Source organism: Bacillus sp. FSL W8-0629 (assembly GCF_038593225.1).
In the GTDB taxonomy this organism is placed as follows: Bacteria; Bacillota; Bacilli; order Bacillales; family Bacillaceae; genus Bacillus; species Bacillus altitudinis.
The window spans coordinates 2,849,981-2,866,187 of the sequence record NZ_CP151975.1 but is presented as its reverse complement, the minus strand read 5'-3'; the positions used below and the strand labels follow the sequence as shown (position 1 = coordinate 2,866,187).

The 16,207-nt window shown below is 40.8% G+C and carries 24 protein-coding genes; 20 read left to right on the top strand and 4 right to left on the bottom strand.

Annotated elements, in window-relative coordinates; all coding sequences use genetic code 11:
• Window positions 1-21 precede the first annotated feature (21 nt).
• The gene (locus NSQ17_RS14970) at window positions 22-1,011 is read right to left on the bottom strand and encodes a Gfo/Idh/MocA family oxidoreductase (RefSeq protein WP_039169702.1); all 990 of its coding nucleotides are present in this window, start codon (window positions 1,009-1,011) and stop codon (window positions 22-24) included.
• 200 nt (window positions 1,012-1,211) lie between these two features.
• Between NSQ17_RS14970 and NSQ17_RS14965 the strand changes: the two genes are divergently transcribed.
• The 4 genes from NSQ17_RS14965 to NSQ17_RS14950 all read left to right on the top strand — a co-directional run bounded on the left by NSQ17_RS14965 (window position 1,212) and on the right by NSQ17_RS14950 (window position 4,415).
• Window positions 1,212-1,604 (top strand): DoxX family protein, encoded by a 393-nt coding sequence (locus NSQ17_RS14965; protein ID WP_268363349.1) that lies wholly within the window; start codon window positions 1,212-1,214, stop codon window positions 1,602-1,604.
• A gap of 65 nt (window positions 1,605-1,669) precedes the next feature.
• Window positions 1,670-2,812 carry an AI-2E family transporter gene (locus NSQ17_RS14960; RefSeq protein WP_024719700.1) on the top strand — a complete coding sequence of 381 codons (1,143 nt, stop codon included), beginning with the start codon at window positions 1,670-1,672 and terminating at the stop codon, window positions 2,810-2,812.
• A gap of 124 nt (window positions 2,813-2,936) precedes the next feature.
• Window positions 2,937-3,770 carry an undecaprenyl-diphosphate phosphatase gene (locus NSQ17_RS14955; RefSeq protein ID WP_024719699.1) on the top strand — a complete coding sequence of 278 codons (834 nt, stop codon included), beginning with the start codon at window positions 2,937-2,939 and terminating at the stop codon, window positions 3,768-3,770.
• Between the two features lie 171 nt (window positions 3,771-3,941).
• Complete coding sequence (locus NSQ17_RS14950; protein ID WP_039169998.1) at window positions 3,942-4,415, top strand: hypothetical protein; 474 nt, start codon at window positions 3,942-3,944, stop codon at window positions 4,413-4,415.
• A 40-nt stretch (window positions 4,416-4,455) separates the two neighbouring features.
• Here the strand turns inward: NSQ17_RS14950 and bioB are convergent, their stop codons facing one another.
• The 3 genes from bioB to NSQ17_RS14935 all read right to left on the bottom strand — a co-directional run bounded on the left by bioB (window position 4,456) and on the right by NSQ17_RS14935 (window position 6,570).
• Window positions 4,456-5,451, bottom strand: a complete 996-nt coding sequence (gene bioB, locus NSQ17_RS14945) for a biotin synthase BioB (protein ID WP_024719697.1) — start codon at window positions 5,449-5,451, stop codon at window positions 4,456-4,458.
• 147 nt (window positions 5,452-5,598) lie between these two features.
• Complete coding sequence (locus NSQ17_RS14940) at window positions 5,599-5,949, bottom strand: hypothetical protein (RefSeq protein WP_003213146.1); 351 nt, start codon at window positions 5,947-5,949, stop codon at window positions 5,599-5,601.
• Window positions 5,950-6,192: 243 nt separating this feature from the next.
• A complete protein-coding gene (locus tag NSQ17_RS14935) occupies window positions 6,193-6,570 on the bottom strand; it encodes a helix-turn-helix transcriptional regulator (protein WP_041091941.1) in 378 nt (125 codons plus the stop codon).
• Between the two features lie 159 nt (window positions 6,571-6,729).
• Between NSQ17_RS14935 and NSQ17_RS14930 the strand changes: the two genes are divergently transcribed.
• The 16 genes from NSQ17_RS14930 (at window position 6,730) to NSQ17_RS14855 (ending at window position 16,204) form a co-directional block, all read left to right on the top strand.
• Entirely contained in the window at window positions 6,730-6,969 is a 240-nt protein-coding gene (locus NSQ17_RS14930) for a helix-turn-helix transcriptional regulator (protein WP_017358976.1), read from the top strand.
• 18 nt (window positions 6,970-6,987) lie between these two features.
• Window positions 6,988-7,140 (top strand): hypothetical protein, encoded by a 153-nt coding sequence (locus tag NSQ17_RS14925; RefSeq protein ID WP_017358977.1) that lies wholly within the window; start codon window positions 6,988-6,990, stop codon window positions 7,138-7,140.
• Window positions 7,130-7,312, top strand: coding sequence for a hypothetical protein (locus tag NSQ17_RS14920; RefSeq protein WP_017358978.1), 183 nt, complete (start codon window positions 7,130-7,132; stop codon window positions 7,310-7,312). The genes NSQ17_RS14925 and NSQ17_RS14920 overlap by 11 nt, the downstream gene beginning before the upstream one ends.
• Window positions 7,313-7,414: 102 nt before the next feature.
• The gene (locus NSQ17_RS14915; protein WP_024719696.1) at window positions 7,415-7,819 is read left to right on the top strand and encodes a hypothetical protein; all 405 of its coding nucleotides are present in this window, start codon (window positions 7,415-7,417) and stop codon (window positions 7,817-7,819) included.
• A complete protein-coding gene (locus NSQ17_RS14910; RefSeq protein WP_008344129.1) occupies window positions 7,816-8,022 on the top strand; it encodes an XtrA/YqaO family protein in 207 nt (68 codons plus the stop codon). The genes NSQ17_RS14915 and NSQ17_RS14910 overlap by 4 nt, the downstream gene beginning before the upstream one ends.
• Before the next feature lie 124 nt (window positions 8,023-8,146).
• Window positions 8,147-8,665 carry a sigma-70 family RNA polymerase sigma factor gene (locus tag NSQ17_RS14905; RefSeq protein WP_024719695.1) on the top strand — a complete coding sequence of 173 codons (519 nt, stop codon included), beginning with the start codon at window positions 8,147-8,149 and terminating at the stop codon, window positions 8,663-8,665.
• Between the two features lie 152 nt (window positions 8,666-8,817).
• Window positions 8,818-9,465 carry a phage terminase small subunit gene (terS, locus tag NSQ17_RS14900; protein ID WP_008344125.1) on the top strand — a complete coding sequence of 216 codons (648 nt, stop codon included), beginning with the start codon at window positions 8,818-8,820 and terminating at the stop codon, window positions 9,463-9,465.
• Window positions 9,466-9,473: 8 nt separating this feature from the next.
• A complete protein-coding gene (locus tag NSQ17_RS14895) occupies window positions 9,474-10,775 on the top strand; it encodes a PBSX family phage terminase large subunit (protein WP_342468108.1) in 1,302 nt (433 codons plus the stop codon).
• A complete protein-coding gene (locus NSQ17_RS14890; RefSeq protein ID WP_047946732.1) occupies window positions 10,772-12,229 on the top strand; it encodes a phage portal protein in 1,458 nt (485 codons plus the stop codon). Before NSQ17_RS14895 ends, NSQ17_RS14890 begins: the two co-directional genes overlap by 4 nt.
• Window positions 12,230-12,263: 34 nt before the next feature.
• A complete protein-coding gene (locus NSQ17_RS14885) occupies window positions 12,264-13,355 on the top strand; it encodes an XkdF-like putative serine protease domain-containing protein (protein WP_342467560.1) in 1,092 nt (363 codons plus the stop codon).
• 22 nt (window positions 13,356-13,377) lie between these two features.
• Complete coding sequence (locus tag NSQ17_RS14880) at window positions 13,378-14,301, top strand: phage major capsid protein (RefSeq protein ID WP_096881785.1); 924 nt, start codon at window positions 13,378-13,380, stop codon at window positions 14,299-14,301.
• 13 nt (window positions 14,302-14,314) lie between these two features.
• Entirely contained in the window at window positions 14,315-14,698 is a 384-nt protein-coding gene (locus NSQ17_RS14875; protein WP_024719690.1) for a DUF3199 family protein, read from the top strand.
• A complete protein-coding gene (locus NSQ17_RS14870) occupies window positions 14,695-15,051 on the top strand; it encodes a YqbH/XkdH family protein (RefSeq protein WP_342467559.1) in 357 nt (118 codons plus the stop codon). The genes NSQ17_RS14875 and NSQ17_RS14870 overlap by 4 nt, the downstream gene beginning before the upstream one ends.
• Window positions 15,048-15,545, top strand: coding sequence for an HK97 gp10 family phage protein (locus NSQ17_RS14865; protein WP_056702586.1), 498 nt, complete (start codon window positions 15,048-15,050; stop codon window positions 15,543-15,545). Before NSQ17_RS14870 ends, NSQ17_RS14865 begins: the two co-directional genes overlap by 4 nt.
• Before the next feature lie 4 nt (window positions 15,546-15,549).
• Window positions 15,550-16,005 carry a DUF6838 family protein gene (locus NSQ17_RS14860; protein WP_041091933.1) on the top strand — a complete coding sequence of 152 codons (456 nt, stop codon included), beginning with the start codon at window positions 15,550-15,552 and terminating at the stop codon, window positions 16,003-16,005.
• Window positions 15,992-16,204 (top strand): hypothetical protein, encoded by a 213-nt coding sequence (locus NSQ17_RS14855; protein ID WP_008344108.1) that lies wholly within the window; start codon window positions 15,992-15,994, stop codon window positions 16,202-16,204. Before NSQ17_RS14860 ends, NSQ17_RS14855 begins: the two co-directional genes overlap by 14 nt.
• The last annotated feature ends 3 nt before the right edge of the window (window positions 16,205-16,207 follow it).

The window sequence follows — 16,207 nt, the reverse complement described above, 5'->3', positions numbered from 1 at the left end:
CTTTGTTCATTCAATGCCTCATTACATTTGTCTGTCTGCTGGATAGATAATGCCCATTTGTCTTCTCGCCTCGTCCATGACGGACATGGTTTGAACGGATAAGGCAAATGTATTGACTGGCGACTGTCCCTTTTTTTGCTTGATGCATTGAATGAAGTGATCGATTTCATAATACATAGCCGGTTGATCATCTTTGAGAGAAATATCGGTTTGCTGTCCATTCCGATCATGGATGATGATACGAGAAGGGCGATGGAATTGATCAATCACCATCGTGGCATCCTCCCCTTGAATTTCAGCAGATACATGAGATGTTGAGATTTTTGAATGAAAAAGCAGTGCTTGATGCCCTTCATATTGTAAAAGTAATGAACCGCTCCCATCAACTCCAGAAGAAAGTGTATAGCCTCTCGCGGTGATTTGATGTGGCAGCCCGAATAAATAAATGATGGGAAAGACAAGATACACGCCGATGTCCATTAAGGAGCCATTGGATAATTCCGGCTTAAAAGCGTTTGGAATCTCACCGTTTCGGTAGGCATCGTATCTTGAGGAATATTTACAGTAATGAGCGATCACTTGCCGAATGGGGCCTAGTTGATCAAGATGCTGTTTGATTTGAAGAAAATTCGGCAGAAATGTGGTCTTCATCGCTTCCATTAAGCACACCTGATATTTTTTCGCAGCAGCAATCATTTCTTCAGCCTCTTTCCGGTGAGAGGCCAATGGTTTTTCACATAATACATGTTTTTGATGCGCCATCATCAGCATCGCTTGCTCTTTATGAAGGGCGTTTGGACTTGCGATATACACAGCATCAAACGCATCACTTGCCGCCATTTGTTGTAAATTAGTAAAGACAGTATCAATGCCATACTTGTCTGCAAATGCCTGTCCTTTTTCAGCAGACCGAGAATAGACGGCCGTACATGTAAAATCCGCCACTCCTTCACCAGCCTGTAAGAATCGATCTGTAATCCAATTCGTTCCGATGACAGCAAATCGAATCATCACATTCCCTCCTTCTGCTTTTCTCTGATTATACATGCTTTGAAAGCGTTTGTATGAAAGAATCTTCTTTTTTATTGAAAAGCGGATGAAACCTTTACCTTAGCTGATGCGTCTTACATAAAGAATATAAATGTACGAAAAGTGGATAGTTTCCTCCTTCATTCGGGTAATACTTGAGAAGGAGGGAGGAGGAAACGAACATGAAGCGCATCCTACATATAGGAAGTACATACGCATTCGCGCTTTTATTTATAGCAGCCGGTGTTTTTCATGTGATAGAGCCAAGCGGCTTTGCCCGCATGATGTCTGGATGGCCATTTCCCTATGGCATCATTTATGCCACCGCATGCTTGGAATGGCTGCTGGCCTTTTTACTGCTTCTTCCAAACGTAAGGATTGTGGCAGCAAAAATGATCGCTGTCTATCTGGTGCTCATTTTCCCTGCGAACCTATTTGCTGCGAGAGAAGGGATTCCATTTCCAGGGCAAGAGAGCACAGAACAAGCCTTGTTATGGATGAGATTAATCGGACAACCGATTTTGATTGGATGGGCCCTGTCCATTGCGAAACTGGAAGAAAAGCTGAAACAATGATCACAAAATGATGATCAAGTAGTGTACAATTTACTAATAAAATAGCCCGTGTTTGGAGGAAAGATATGAATTCTATGCAAATGTGGAGCAGTCGATTTAGAAAATTTTTTCTTGATAACAAGTTTGTTCTCTTTTTACTCATCCTGCTATTAATAGGGTTGAATATCCTTGTTTTCATGAAAGCATCTTTTATTTTCACGCCGCTCATTGTACTCATCAAAACCATTGCCTTACCGATTATTTTAACGGGGGTTGTGTATTATTTATTAAATCCAATTGTGAATTTATTAGAGAGATTTAAGGTCAAACGGATCTTTTCGATTTTGCTTTTATATATCGTCATTATTGGGATCATTACAGTGACCATTGTATCTATTATTCCTTTTTTACAAGCACAAACGATGAGTCTGTTTCATAATCTGCCAAAATACGTTGATACAGTAGAAGAACAGATTCGACAACTAACAGGAAGCAACTTCATTAATCAGGCGCAGAAAACGATGAATTTTAACGTCTCTGAATTGGTGAGTAAAGCGTCAAGTCAAGCGACGAAGATTTTGGAAAGTACTTTTACCGGAGTCGGCACTTTCTTAGGGGCGCTTACTGAAATTATCATCTCGATCGTGACGGTTCCATTCATTCTGTTTTATCTATTAAAAGACGGCAAAAAACTGCCTGACTATTTCTTGAAATTTATTCCGAATAAGTTTAGAGAGCATACACATATCGTGCTTCACGAAATGAACCATCGCTTAAGCTCTTATATTCTTGGACAGATCATTGTCAGCTTCTGTATCGGTGTTCTTCTTTTAATCGGTTATCTGATTATTGGACTTGACTATGCGCTGCTTCTGGCGATTATTGCGGCATGTACAAGTGTAGTGCCTTACCTTGGGCCAACAATTGCCATTACACCAGCGATTGTGATTGCACTTGTCACATCACCTATTATGCTACTGAAACTGATCATTGTCTGGACAGTGGTTCAACTTATCGAAGGGAAATTCATTTCTCCTCAGGTCATGGGGAAAAACCTTCATATCCATCCGATCACGATTATCTTTGTTTTATTAACAGCAGGTAAATTGTTCAGCGTAGTCGGCATCATTGTCGCGATTCCGACGTATGCCGTTCTGAAAGTGATCACGACCCACCTGTTTGATTGGTTCAAAATGCGCTCCAATTTGTATAAAGAAGAAAAGGTTTGATGTCATAATCTTTTTTAGAAAAAAATATAGTATCATAAAGACGAGCTTTCGAAAAAGAAAGCTTGTCTTTATGTGGACATAGATGTTTGCCTTCAAAAGATCAGAATTGAAAGGAAAGAAAATCATGAATCTATGGGATTTATTCGTGGCACTGGTTTTAGGAATTGTCGAAGGATTAACAGAGTATGCACCTGTCTCGTCTACAGGGCATATGATCATTGTTGATGATCTTTGGCTAAAATCAAAAGACATCATTACGCCAGAGGCTGCAAACACATTTAAAGTCGTGATTCAGTTAGGTTCTATTTTAGCTGTCATGATCGTGTTTAAAGATCGTATTTTGAACTTGTTAGGCTTAAAGAAAAATATCACAGAAGAACAAAAACGCAGCGGACATAAGCTGACCATTGCTCAAATTGCTGTTGGACTCGTCCCAGCCGTCATTTTAGGATTCTTATTTGAAGATTATATTGATAAATATTTGTTTGATGTGAGAACGGTCGCTGTCGGTTTGATTTTAGGGGCTGTGCTGATGCTTGTCGCTGATTGGATCAATAAACGTAAAACAGAAACAAGCTCTGTGGATAATATGACGTACAGACAAGCGCTGTATATCGGGTTATTTCAATGTTTAGCACTATGGCCAGGCTTCTCGCGTTCAGGTTCTACAATAGCAGGTGGTGTTATTCTTGGACTGAATCACCGAGCGGCGGCTGACTTTACGTTTATTATGGCCATGCCGATTATGGCGGGAGCAAGCCTTTTAACACTTGTTAAAAATGCCGAATATTTAACAACAGACATGCTTCCATTCTTTATTGTGGGCTTTGTGAGTGCGTTTATTGTGGCTCTCTTTGTTGTTCGATTCTTCCTAAAACTGATTAATAAAATCAAACTTGTGCCTTTTGCGATCTACCGAATCATCCTAGGTCTGATTTTATTTATCCTGTTTATGTAATGATGGAAAACTACTCTTTTAAAAGAGTAGTTTTTTTGTTGTTTTGCCCTTTTAAACAGTATAAACGGCTTCTAAATTGGTAGAAAAAGAAGTTTTTTCTTAAATTAGTGTTTAAGTGACAAAGAAAAGGGTAGTACATAAACATACCAATTAAAGGAGGAGTTAGAAATAATGAGGAAAACAAGTAAATTTTTTGTTAGCTCTATGATTGCTACGTCAATGGTTGCTGTCCCTTTATCTCTTACGACTTTTGGTCAAAAGGCTGAAGCTGCTACGACAACAGGTGTCGATGGAAGTGTCTCGGTTGATCCAGTAGCCATTGCCGATAAAATTGAACAAGCAGTCAAATCATCTCAAAATCGTGATGGATTTGTAAAAAATGCGGCATACAGTGCATTCTATGAAGCTGGTCAAAATTACAACGTAGTTGTTCAAAACTTAAGCCAAGATCATGACTTTAGCGGACTGAACAATGTTGTTTATTATGATAGTGTTGAATATGACGGCATTACGTTTGGTATTTGGGTATTTGAAGATGGTACGTTTGTCAACAATGGTGACGGCGGCTATATTAACTGGACTTTTGTTGGCAGCTTTGACCGCGAAGAAGGAAGCGGTACTGTCGATTTCCATAAAAGATTCTAATCTCAACGTCAAAAGTCTGCCGAACCATCGGCAGACTTTTTTAAAGCGCACATTCTTCTATTTCAAAACCTAAATCTTCAATGATGTGATGATCGGTTTGAACTTGCTGTCCTTTTGTCGTTAAATAATCGCCTACGAAAATAGAGTTCGCTGCATATAATGCGAGAGGCTGAAGCGTTCGCAAATTAAACTCTCTTCCCCCAGATACTCGAATTTCCTTAGCCGGGTTGATAAATCGCATCAGTGCCAAAACCTTCAACGCTTTGATCGGATGTGTGCGTTCTTGATGTTCAAGAGGCGTTCCTTCAATTGCATGGAGAAAGTTGATGGGAATCGAATCCGCATCAAGGGCTCTCAGCGCAAAAGCCATTTCGACAATTTGTTGATTGGTTTCACCCATTCCAATAATAACCCCTGAACATGGTGACATCCCTGACTGTTTGACCTTATCAATGGTCGATACGCGGTCATCATACGTATGGGTCGTTGTAATTTGAGCATGATGATCTTGATGTGTATTGAGATTATGATTATACCGATGAACACCCGCTTCCTTCAGCCGCTTCGCTTTTTCTTCATTTAATAACCCAAGGCATGCACACACCTTCAAAGGCATCGTCTCAGTAATTTCCTTTACTGCTGCGGTGACTTCATCTAATTCACGGTGCGAAGGTGCTCTCCCGCTTGCTACAATACAATAAGTCCCTGCTTTTCTTTTTAACGCCTCACGCGCACCGGCCACAATGGTTTTTTGGTCAAGCATTGTATACCTCTCAACAGGAGCTGTTGAAATCATCGATTGTGAACAATACCCGCAGTTTTCAGGACAATATCCGCTTTTGGCGTTAAAGATCATATTTAACTTCACCTTTTTTTGAAAAAAATGAAATCTCACCTGATAAGCTGCATGCATAATAGGCAGCAACTCTGCGTCGTCTGCTCCAAGAATTTTTAGACCTTCTTCCATAGTAATCGGTTCATGATTGATGGCTTTCTTCACGATCGTTTCCCAAGACAAAGACGTTATTTTTCCCATCATAAGCCCCTCTCAATATGTAAACTTATTTTTATTAAAAGTTAACATAATAGATAGAGATTGGCAAGCACCTGGTAAGCAGCTTAAGTAAAAACACAAAAAGGCGATGAACATATAGTCATCGCCTTTTCATATGAAAAAAATCGCTTAACGAACAGTAATATAGTTAATAACAAGCTCACCTAGTGAATTATAGTAAGACACTGTAACAGAACCGCGTTGTACAGCACGGATCCATGTGAAGTTTGGAGCAGTTTGGTCTAATTGAATGGCATACGTTGCGCCTGAGACAGAAATTTGACTTGCTGGAAGTGAAACAGCGATTGAAGAACCTACAGTAAGTGTGCGGTTCACCGTAATCACTTTATTCATAATAGGAGCTTTTGCTATAACTGGTTCTTTAGGCTGTGCAGCTGCATGAGCACCTTCTGTTTGGAAGAACGTAAGAGCACCTAAAGCAGCTAAAGACAATGTACAAGCTTTCATTAATTTTTTCATCGGTAACACTCCTTTTTTTGGTATATACATATATTAATAATAATAGAATTATATGTCAATCAAAATAAGTGGAAAAATGAGTATTTTTGGTGAAAATTGTCACATATTATGTAGGGGAAGACGATTTTACCCAAAAAACACATGATTTTTTATTCATATGTCATTCTTTTTTAGGGGGGAAAAGAGACATAAAAAAAGCTGGGTATCTACCCAGCTATGTGATGCTTTATGAAAAGAGATCTTTTATTTGTCGTCTGTCTGTTTTGGCTGACGGCCTTTTTGTTTCTCTTTCTCTCTAATGTAGTTAATAAAGTCGATGGTTTGTCTTCGTGCTTCTTCAGAAAAATCGGAGGCAGCTTTAAACGCAATTTGCAAATCAGGATCATTTGCAAGATCGTCATCAGAGGCGTTTTTGTCTTTACCTGTGAGAAGATAATCTGTTGAGACCCCGTATAACTCGGCGATTTTCACAATCATTTCACCATCTGGCTTTCTCAGTCCATACTCCCAGTTAGCATAGGTCGACATCGCCTTTAACCCGAGTTTTTTGGCAACGGTAGACTTACTCCATCCATGTTTCTCTCTTAATTCAGTTAGAATCTTTCCAGTCAAATTATCCATCGGAAACACCTTTTTTCATATTATGTGTAAATTTTATCATGAATTACACGGAAAAGATAAATAAATACACAAAAAGAATAAAAATATGATTGACTTACCCGTTTTGTGTATATTATCATAATGAATATAACTTACACATAATGAGTAAGAGGTGGAAACATGAAACTTGAAAATTTACGAGAAGAACGAATATTACAAGGAAAAACACAAACGTATATGGCGAAAAAACTTGGATATAAGTACACGAGTGGCTATGCAAATATAGAAATGGGCCGAACAAAGCCCAGCTTAGAAATAGCCAAGCATATTGCAGATTTGCTAAATATCGGTGTTCAAGAGCTTTTTTTTGGTCAAAAGTTACACAAAAAGAGTAATAGTCTTGAGGAAGACCGTTCTTAAAAAGGGGAGACAAACAGAATGAGTATCGAACATCCGATGGTGACACAAATGAATGATTTCGGCTATCCAAAACGTTACTGGCCATATGAAATGTCCCGAAATGGTTATCGATTAGAGGACGAGGACCGTGAGAAAGGATTTGATGATGATGAGACATCAGATGACATTTGATGCCCGAAAAGAAGCCCAGCATTGCCTAGTACAAGCTGGCGGCTGGATCACTTTTCATCAAAAAGAGCCGATTTTTGCTTTCCCCACGGCAGAAGAAAAACGCACATACATGACCCTCATGGCAGAAAAAGCCGTTGATGACAAGAAGAAGGAAAGGATGAATGCGACATGAATCGATTGAAGCAAATCATGACATTCCTGAAATGTTTGCTCAATGCGGGTCAAAACGAACAAGACATTCGGCAGTGGGCGAAGGATGACGGGAGATCGTAGCATGGTCCTTCATTTTATCATTGAAAAAGAACATTTATGCACAAAAGAGACATTGATAAACAGAATTCAAACAGCCGCTAAAGCGCAATGCACAAGCAAAATAAAAGGCGCATTATCACTCGACATTCGCTCATTTTACAATATGCCCATAGATCTAGCGAACAGCCAAGACACGCGTACATCTGCAGAAAAAGGCTTGATACGCCCGGTACACATCAGCATTCTTCAACCAAATTTGCAGTATATACAAGAAGCACTTCATGCCTTTACCGATGACGCCTCTTTACAGATTGTAGAATTAAGAGTTTCACAGTTTTATAGCATGCGTCCTCGAATGGAAATCATTTTAAATACGATGGGTGATGATATGAGATCCTCACCACCAAATAAGGAGACAAGCATATGAACGAGCCAAAACAACTCATGATTCAAGAAAACCAGACATTTGTCGGTGAAATGGAAAAAGGAAAGATTCAAGTCATTGTGTTAGATGGAAACGTAGGAACGGCTTATATGATGGATGTACCTGAGCATGGAAAAACGATTATTCAAACAGCAAAAGGACATTTTGCAAGAGTCGATCATGAGATTGGTTTTAAAATCAGCTAGCCTGATGAAAAAGAACAACTGAATAAGTCCAAGACGGAAAGCCTGCGGACACTGATCAAGACCCTATAAAAAAGGGGCTGATTGGTGTCCGTTTTTTATTTTCTTAAAAAGGGAGAGAGCACAGATGCAAGATTTACTGATTGAATATAAAAGAAGTTTAAAAGATGCCAGAAAACGATATGAACAATTGAAAGACAAAGAAGAGAAACAGATGTCAGATCAGGACAAACATGATCAAAAAATGATCGCCAGTATGGTCAGTGATTTAGAATACGTGGTGGAATGGCTTCAAATCGGTAGAGAGCCAGGCGCACGCAGAGGATTAGATAGACGGTCTGTGTATCAGCGCACCATTCTTGCTAATCAAGAGGTATTAGAGGCTTTATCACATGAATACACCCTCATTCAAGAGAAAGAAAGAGAGGTAAGTGAGCGGGACAAAAGGCGAATTGACGAAGCCTTATCCGTTTTGACAGATCGAGAGAAGGACGTATTTTTTATGCACACAACGCAGGGTCTGTCATTTAGCGAGATTGCGATCATGCTTGATGTAAAAAAAGGAACAGTCCAAAAACATATGGAAAGAGCTCGGACCAAAATGTCCAAAAAAGTACAAGAACGCCTATTCAGAGCTGCTGAATAGGCGTTTTTTCTTTCATCACATCAATCTTCAAAAGCTTGTCTTACAGTTGCCACCTATAGTTAGAAAGACCAAACGAATGTTTGCTAGCCCGGCACAAATGATTTCTCTTCAGGGAATCATTCGAACTAAAAGGAGGCGGCAGGTGAATGTAAATGAAAGATAAACGGATAGAGGCTAAGCAGGATTATATGAAAGGGATGACGTACCAGCAACTAGCCGATCATTACAACGTCTCCATCCATACCGTTAAATCATGGAAAAGACGATACGGCTGGCAAAGACAAAAAACACCGTCAAAGCAGGCGCACTCGATCTTTCATCAATTTCTTTCAGATGAAACGATTGAAATCATGGAAAAAATGGATGGGCGCACATCTCTTGATATCATCTGGGATCAAATTCAAATTCAATACGCAGCCATTATTCGAGCGCAGCGCATCATGCATGTAGCAGATCAAGATGACATGATCAAAGAACTGAAAAAGGCGACGTACTTGCCTTCTTCATTAGAGGAAGAAACAGGCGAAGGCATTCATCCAGAGCCAGAGATCACGGCAGAGGAATTTTCGTTTCAATTTTCATGGGATCGGCATGCTACTTTTTTAAATGCCCAATCTCGTGCAATGGGAGAACTAAGACGGCTGATTAAACAGTTTGAAGAGCTCGCTCACGCAAAAGATGAACGAAGATTAAGGCTGAAGCAAATTGAGCTGACAATCGAAAAAACAAAAAAAGCAGTTCGTGAGGAAAAAGAAGAAGATCTTCATATCATGATCAAAAGAAAAGAGGACGATTCATGACGCCGTTGATTGAAAAAGAAGTCAATCCTCATTTTGAACACTTTTTGTTCGATTGGAATCAAAAGTTTCAGTTTTTAGTAGGCGGTTATGGCTCCTCCAAAAGCTATCACATTGCTTTAAAGCTGATTTTAAAACTGCTTGAGGAAAAACGAACAGCACTTGTCATTCGAGAAGTGTATGATACGCACCGGGAGTCGACCTACTCTCTTTTACAAGAAATCGTCAGCGATCTTGGCATTGATCATCTAGTAAAGTGCCGCAGTTCACCGCTTGCTCTCACTTTTCGCAATGGGAGCAGCATTTTATTTAAAGGACTGGACAAGCCTGAGAAATTGAAGTCGATCAACAACATCTCAATGATTTGGATTGAGGAGTGTTCCGAGGTTTCATATGAAGGGTTTAAAGAACTGCTTGGAAGGCTGAGACATCCGGTTTTACCTCTTTATATGATGTTATCGACGAATCCCGTTGGTCAGGATAATTGGACGTACAGACATTTCTTTCGAGACGAGCAGCTGAAACGTTTTGTCCTTGATGACGAAACCTTATACAAACAGCGAACCATCGTGATAAAAGATACGTACTATCACCACTCAACAGCAGAAGACAATCTATTTCTTCCTAAAAGCTATGTCAAGCAGCTGGATGAGCTGAAAGAATACGATCCAGACCTTTATCGAATTGCAAGGAAAGGATACTTCGGTATCAATGGCACAAAAGTGTTTCCGCAATTTGAGGTCAGACAGCATGCTGACGTATTAGAAGCGATCGGGCAGATTGAAAGACCGCTGAAACGAGCGGGGATGGATTTTGGATTTGTCGAATCCTACAATGCGCTCATTCGGTTAGCTGTCGATCATGAAAAAAAGTACTTATATATTTATTGGGAATATTACGACCGCGGGAAAACGGATGATGAAACAGCTGTTGATTTGAAAGAATTTGTTGAATCAAAGGAACTGATTAAGGCAGACGCAGCAGAACCTAAAACGATTCACTATTTTCGGCAGCGCGGATTTCAAATGGTCGCTGCGCATAAGTTCCAAGGGTCGCGTTTGCAATATACAAAGAAAATCAAACGATTTAAGAAAATCATTTGTTCTGATGCTTGCCCTTATACCATCTATGAACTTCAATCACTAACCTATAAGGCAGATAAGAACGGCCGCTTAGAGGAAGATGAATTTCAAATCGACCCACACACATTATCCGCCATTTGGTATGCGCTAGATGATTATGAGGTGACCGATTTGAAACAGACTGCTTCAGAGCGTGTCCGTCCAAACCGAGAGAGGAGGTCCATAAAATGAAACAATTAAAAGCAACGATTATGAAGGCCAACATGTCTGATCATACAAAACAAATGTATGAGGATGAATTTTCATACGAAAAAGATGACATTGTCCCGCCGCCCTACCATATCAATGAATTAAAAAGCATGGCAGAATACTCAACGATTCTTCAGCAATGTATAGATGCGTATCGAACAAATATTTTAGGCTTTGGCTTTGGGGTGGAATACGCCTTTGATTTTAATGCGGAAGATGTGAAACCGGTCAAAAAGAAGACAGCCGAGAAGGAATGGACAAGACTCGAAGAGTTTACGAAATACATGAACTATGATGAGTCTGCTGACGTGATTCTTGGTTATGTCCTAGAAGACCGGGAGAAAACAGGAAATGGCTATTTAGAGGTGCTGCGCGATGGACAAGGAAAGCCGGCAGGAATCGAGTATTTGGATGCACTCCATATTCGCATTTGCAAGCTGAGTGAGCCAGTCGACGTCGAATTCCGCTACACAGAAAACGGCGAATTAAAGACGATGAATCGCAAGAAACGATTCCGAAAATATGTGCAGGTCATCAATGAGAAGAAAGTCTTTTTCAAGGAGTATGGTGATCCGCGCATATTAAATTATGAAACAGGCAAGTACGATGATGCTACACCAGAACCACTTCAAGCAACAGAAGTCATTCATTTTAAAATTGGCAGTGGGACGTATGGGATTCCCCGCTGGATTGGCAACATCGTCAATATGTATGGCGCACGAAAAGCAGAAGAGCTGAATTATCTTTATTTTAAGCAAGGAAGGCATGTACCTGGTGCCATCATTGTTGAAAACGGCATGCTGTCAGAGACTTCTTATCAGCAGCTACAAGATTATATGGATGATATTGAAGGGTCTGATCATGCGCATAAGTTTTTATTGCTCGAAGTAGAAGGGCTTCCGACAGAAAAAGGATTAACAGGTGAAGAAGATGTATCAAATGTCAAAGTGAACTTTAAATCCTTGGCGGAAATCCTGCAAGAGGATGCGCTCTTTTTAGAATACGATGAAAAGACGAGAAACAAAATCCGCTCCGCTTTTCGTCTGCCGCCTATTTACACAGGAGAGTCACAAGATTATAACAAGGCTACAGCAGATACCGCGCGAAAAACAACGGAGGAGCAAGTGTTTCAGCCAGAGCGGCATCTTATTACAGGGAAACTCAATACTCTTTTTCTCCCAGATTTAGATATATGGCATGTCCGCTTTCTATTAAATGGTCCTGACTTTAGAGATCCATTAGAGATAGCGAAGGTTCTGACACCATTTATTCAGGCTGGGGCAGTATCGCCAAATGATTTGCGAGATCTTGCGGGGCGTATTCTTGGTAAGACGTTAGAGGAATGGCCGGAAGAATTCTACCACCGACCTTTAGAAAGCCGCATAAAAACAGCTGATGGGCTGTCTCCATCCGAGTCAAACCAGCTGGAGAAATAAAAGGACGTGAGCTTTTTTGAAAGGGGGTGAACATATGCCAAGGGAATTAAAAAACGCAAAAATTACACATGTTTCCTATGTGGACAAGGCCGCCAACCAAAAGAAATTTTTCTTGATGAAAGCAAAGAAAAAGCAGCCTGACTTTCAAAAAGAAGTCAGTGTCCTGACGAAGGCAGAGGATGCGCATCGCCTCGTATATGGCGTCGTGTATGAACCGAATACACCTGATGCACATCAAGACTTTATGTCGGCCAAAGAAATTGAAAGAGCAGCACACGGTTTTATGAAAGATGCCCGTCACATTGATAAACAGCATGATTTTCAAGATGGTGTTGGCGAAGTCGTCGAATCATACATTGCCCCAGCGGATTTTGAAGTAGGCGGGGAGCTGATTCAAAAAGGATCTTGGGTACTTGTGACAAAGGCATCACAAGATATTTGGGACCAAATTCAGCAAGGCCATATTACAGGCTACTCAATGGCTGGAACAGCAGACATCATCGCAATAGAGGAACAAGATCAGCTCCTATATCAAGAAACGAACGAGAGAGGGCTTTTTTCTTTGCTGAAAAATTTCTTTTTGAAAGAGGAAGGTGCAAATATGCCACAACAATTTTGGAGCGTTTTAGATCATCTGCTGGAAACGTTGCAGTCAAGTGATGGTGATGAGTCTAGCGTAAGAGCGGCACTTGAACAATTGATTCCAATTGTGCAGGATGTGTTGAAAACAAATAATGTCCTCCAAACGATTGGCGAAAGACCAGCATCCGTTCAAAAGCAAGATGCCGGATTAACGACTGATCAAGTACGCGAACTAGAAAAAGCAAAAATGGCCATCGACAACGTTTTACAACAAGCGGATAAACAAGGGACAGATCAAACAGGTGAAGAAGAACCTGTACAAAAAGTGCTGGAGCAAGTGGTTGCGCCAATTCGTCATCAGCTCTCTTCCTTAGAGAAATCAGCAGGCAGAGAAAAAGCAGCGATTCAGGAAGTGCTTCAGCAACAGCTACTGCCTATTTCAGAGCGGATACACATGCTTGAAAAAGCGCGGGGCATTTCTAAACAAACAAATCACGATACACAAAATGATATGACAAAGCCCATATGGGATGGCTTACTATAAGCCTAAATAAGGAGGAAAAAGTGTGAGAAATCAAGAGTTGATTCGCAAGGCTGAAATGACACTTGCCAGCTTAAAAACAGGCGGTCTCATGAACGCAACCCAATCCAACACATTCATTAGAATGATGCAAAATACACCAACCGTTTTAAATGATGCACGTATCATTCCAATGGAAAGTGATTCACAAAAAATCGAAAAAATCGGCTTCGGTCAGCGCATTTTACGCCCAGCAGAAGAAGGCAAAGCGCTTGATGCAAAAGACCGTGTTGTCCCAGCGACAAGCACTGTCCAGCTCAATGCAAAAGAAGTCATTGCTGAGATCCATATGACGTACGACAGCATTGAAAACAACATTGAAAAAGACGGGATTCAGCAGACCATTATGCAAATGCTGGCGGAACGAGCGGCAGTCGATATTGAAGAACTGATCGTCAACGGTGATACAACATCACAAGATCCATTTTTAGCTCAAATGGATGGCGTACGAAAACAGGCAGTTTCTCATATTGTCGATGCGAATGGAGCGGAAATTAGCCGTCAAATGTTCAAACAAGCCTATAAAGCGATGCCGTCAAAATATTTACGTGTACCTCAGGATTTCCGTTTTTATACATCCCCAAGTTTAGAGGTCGAGTGGAAAGACCAAGTAGCAAACCGTCAGACAGGTCTCGGAGACGCGGCGATTCAAGGCGGACTTTCTTCTGCATTCGGTGTTCCGGTCAAAGGTCTTGCCAATATGCAGCCATATGATGAAGAAGGAACAGACGTATCAGATATTTTACTGACACATCCGAAAAACATTATCGTAGGGTTTTCTCGCAATATTCGTATTGAAGTAGAAAAAGATATTCGCAGCCGTAAGTTTATCATTGTTCTGACAGCGAAGCTCGACAGCAAATTTGAGGAAGAGGATGCTGTAGCCAAAGTAATGAAAGTGAAAGAGTAGGTGACAGCAGGCTATGATCATTTCTGCTGAGGAACTACAAGCCTATTCTGTATTTGATCGCGTGAAAAATCGTTCTGTAGAGAGACTAGCGGCAGATATTATTGAAGCAGAAGCAGCGGTATTTCAAATTGTCGGGCACGATTTTACACATGAAAAATATCAGCCCATTCCTGAAAAAGCAAGGATCGCCTTATTAAAAATGGCCCAGTATTTTGCCATGCTGAATGATGATGAATCCATGATGAAAGGCTTGACTTCAGAAAAAATGGGTGATTATTCATATGCAAAGGCAGCGGACAAAGTGAAAGGCAGACCTTATGTGTATGCCCTTCTTGTTGATTATATTGAACCTTCACTAACTGGCGGCAGCGCCAATTTAAAGGTGAGATCATTATGAGTTATGATTCTCTATTAACGGATCGCTGTGATCTTTTTCACTTAGAGAATGAGGAGGCAGTCCGCGGCAAATTTGGTATACCAGCAGGGGATCTGCAAACGGACCTCTCTTATCCTGATACACCAAGTATGAGAGATGTTGCTTGCTATGTTGTAGAAAAAAGCCAGTCACTCGTGCAAGAAGAACCGAATACAGTCATCTATCAGTCCTATCTCGTCCATTTCCCTTTAGCAAGCGACATTCGCTTGCATGACAAAATGGTGTGGAACGGCATCTTACTCAAGTTACAGCAGCCAAAAAGAGTGAAAAATCATCACATGGAAGTGATGGCCGTCAGAAAGGAAAACCTATGAAAATTGATGGACTTGACCGGCTGCTATCCCAGCTCCAACAGGCAAATAGTGGCGGCTTAACGGCGCAATATCAAGAGTGGTTACAGGAAATGGGCTTACAGTTTTTAGACATCATTCAAGATGAAATCATCAAAGAAAAGGCTGTTGATACAGGCCGTCTCCTCAATTCCTTTCAAAAAGGTGACAAGGAGAATCACTTTCTCACTTCCCGAGGCGGGCTCACGCTAGAAGTAGGGACACAGCTCGATTATGCCTCTTACGTGAATGATGGACATGCCATTTCTTCAAATGGAGAACGAAGATGGGTGCCTGGCAGATGGAACGGCAACCGCTTTGAATATGATCCGAATGCCAGTACTGGCATGATGCTTTCATCTCAATGGATTGAAGGAAATGGGTACTGGGATCATGCCGTCATGCTCTATGAACAAATGTTTGAACACTCGTTGGATCGAAAGCTTCAAAGCTGGATCGATCGACATTTTGGGAGGTGATGGAATGAATCAAGAAGTCGGGGCAATCATGCATTATATATACACACACTTTCCTGTGAAAATGTATGATCGTCTTCTGCCAGAGCGTTTCCAAGTGCCATCTGTTTATGTGCCGCCAGTGACTGTCATTAGTGGTCCAGATACAGTGTCTACTTTTATGAAATCTTATTCGCTGCAAGTGAAAGTGTTTCATATGGATACAGAAAAAGCGCATGATGCGGCGGAAACAGTCGTCGATGCATTGCTTGCTGATCGTCAAATCATTCAGATGATCAGTGAAGATGGAGAGGTGCTTGATGATTATGTCCGCATAAAAAGAGTGGAAACTAGAATCATAGATCAAGGTGTAGCAGCGATTGTCCTGACGTGGGATAGCAGCTATTGGTACAACCGAGATAAACAGCCAAGCCTAGAAGATATCAATTTTTCAGATGGGGTGATCAAACGTGAGCAAGACTAAAAAAACACAGCTCGATCAAACAGCGGGCGAAGAAAAAGAATTTGGCTTTTCATTTGAAGCCTTAAAAGAGCACAGCAAGGATCTTTTTGGGGTAAAACCAGAAATCCTTGAAGGTGCTCTTTTTTATATCAAACATCAACCAATTACAAAAACAGAAGCAAAGAAGCACATCGATGCTTTTTTGTCCAAGGAGGTTTAAAGG

What these genes read in the sequence shown, in the direction of transcription:
- NSQ17_RS14890 (WP_047946732.1), top strand. Translation starts at nt 10,772, where the DNA reads ATGAAACAATTAAAAGCAACGATTATGAAGGCCAACATGTCTGATCAT.
- NSQ17_RS14935 (WP_041091941.1), bottom strand. Translation starts at nt 6,570, where the DNA reads ATGGATAATTTGACTGGAAAGATTCTAACTGAATTAAGAGAGAAACAT.
- NSQ17_RS14955 (WP_024719699.1), top strand. Translation starts at nt 2,937, where the DNA reads ATGAATCTATGGGATTTATTCGTGGCACTGGTTTTAGGAATTGTCGAA.
- NSQ17_RS14925 (WP_017358977.1), top strand. Translation starts at nt 6,988, where the DNA reads ATGAGTATCGAACATCCGATGGTGACACAAATGAATGATTTCGGCTAT.
- NSQ17_RS14930 (WP_017358976.1), top strand. Translation starts at nt 6,730, where the DNA reads ATGAAACTTGAAAATTTACGAGAAGAACGAATATTACAAGGAAAAACA.
- NSQ17_RS14960 (WP_024719700.1), top strand. Translation starts at nt 1,670, where the DNA reads ATGAATTCTATGCAAATGTGGAGCAGTCGATTTAGAAAATTTTTTCTT.
- NSQ17_RS14920 (WP_017358978.1), top strand. Translation starts at nt 7,130, where the DNA reads ATGACATTTGATGCCCGAAAAGAAGCCCAGCATTGCCTAGTACAAGCT.
- NSQ17_RS14910 (WP_008344129.1), top strand. Translation starts at nt 7,816, where the DNA reads ATGAACGAGCCAAAACAACTCATGATTCAAGAAAACCAGACATTTGTC.
- NSQ17_RS14860 (WP_041091933.1), top strand. Translation starts at nt 15,550, where the DNA reads ATGAATCAAGAAGTCGGGGCAATCATGCATTATATATACACACACTTT.
- NSQ17_RS14915 (WP_024719696.1), top strand. Translation starts at nt 7,415, where the DNA reads ATGGTCCTTCATTTTATCATTGAAAAAGAACATTTATGCACAAAAGAG.
- terS (WP_008344125.1), top strand. Translation starts at nt 8,818, where the DNA reads ATGAAAGATAAACGGATAGAGGCTAAGCAGGATTATATGAAAGGGATG.
- NSQ17_RS14965 (WP_268363349.1), top strand. Translation starts at nt 1,212, where the DNA reads ATGAAGCGCATCCTACATATAGGAAGTACATACGCATTCGCGCTTTTA.
- NSQ17_RS14875 (WP_024719690.1), top strand. Translation starts at nt 14,315, where the DNA reads ATGATCATTTCTGCTGAGGAACTACAAGCCTATTCTGTATTTGATCGC.
- NSQ17_RS14970 (WP_039169702.1), bottom strand. Translation starts at nt 1,011, where the DNA reads ATGATTCGATTTGCTGTCATCGGAACGAATTGGATTACAGATCGATTC.
- NSQ17_RS14865 (WP_056702586.1), top strand. Translation starts at nt 15,048, where the DNA reads ATGAAAATTGATGGACTTGACCGGCTGCTATCCCAGCTCCAACAGGCA.
- NSQ17_RS14885 (WP_342467560.1), top strand. Translation starts at nt 12,264, where the DNA reads ATGCCAAGGGAATTAAAAAACGCAAAAATTACACATGTTTCCTATGTG.
- NSQ17_RS14940 (WP_003213146.1), bottom strand. Translation starts at nt 5,949, where the DNA reads ATGAAAAAATTAATGAAAGCTTGTACATTGTCTTTAGCTGCTTTAGGT.
- NSQ17_RS14870 (WP_342467559.1), top strand. Translation starts at nt 14,695, where the DNA reads ATGAGTTATGATTCTCTATTAACGGATCGCTGTGATCTTTTTCACTTA.
- NSQ17_RS14950 (WP_039169998.1), top strand. Translation starts at nt 3,942, where the DNA reads ATGAGGAAAACAAGTAAATTTTTTGTTAGCTCTATGATTGCTACGTCA.
- bioB (WP_024719697.1), bottom strand. Translation starts at nt 5,451, where the DNA reads ATGGGAAAAATAACGTCTTTGTCTTGGGAAACGATCGTGAAGAAAGCC.
- NSQ17_RS14905 (WP_024719695.1), top strand. Translation starts at nt 8,147, where the DNA reads ATGCAAGATTTACTGATTGAATATAAAAGAAGTTTAAAAGATGCCAGA.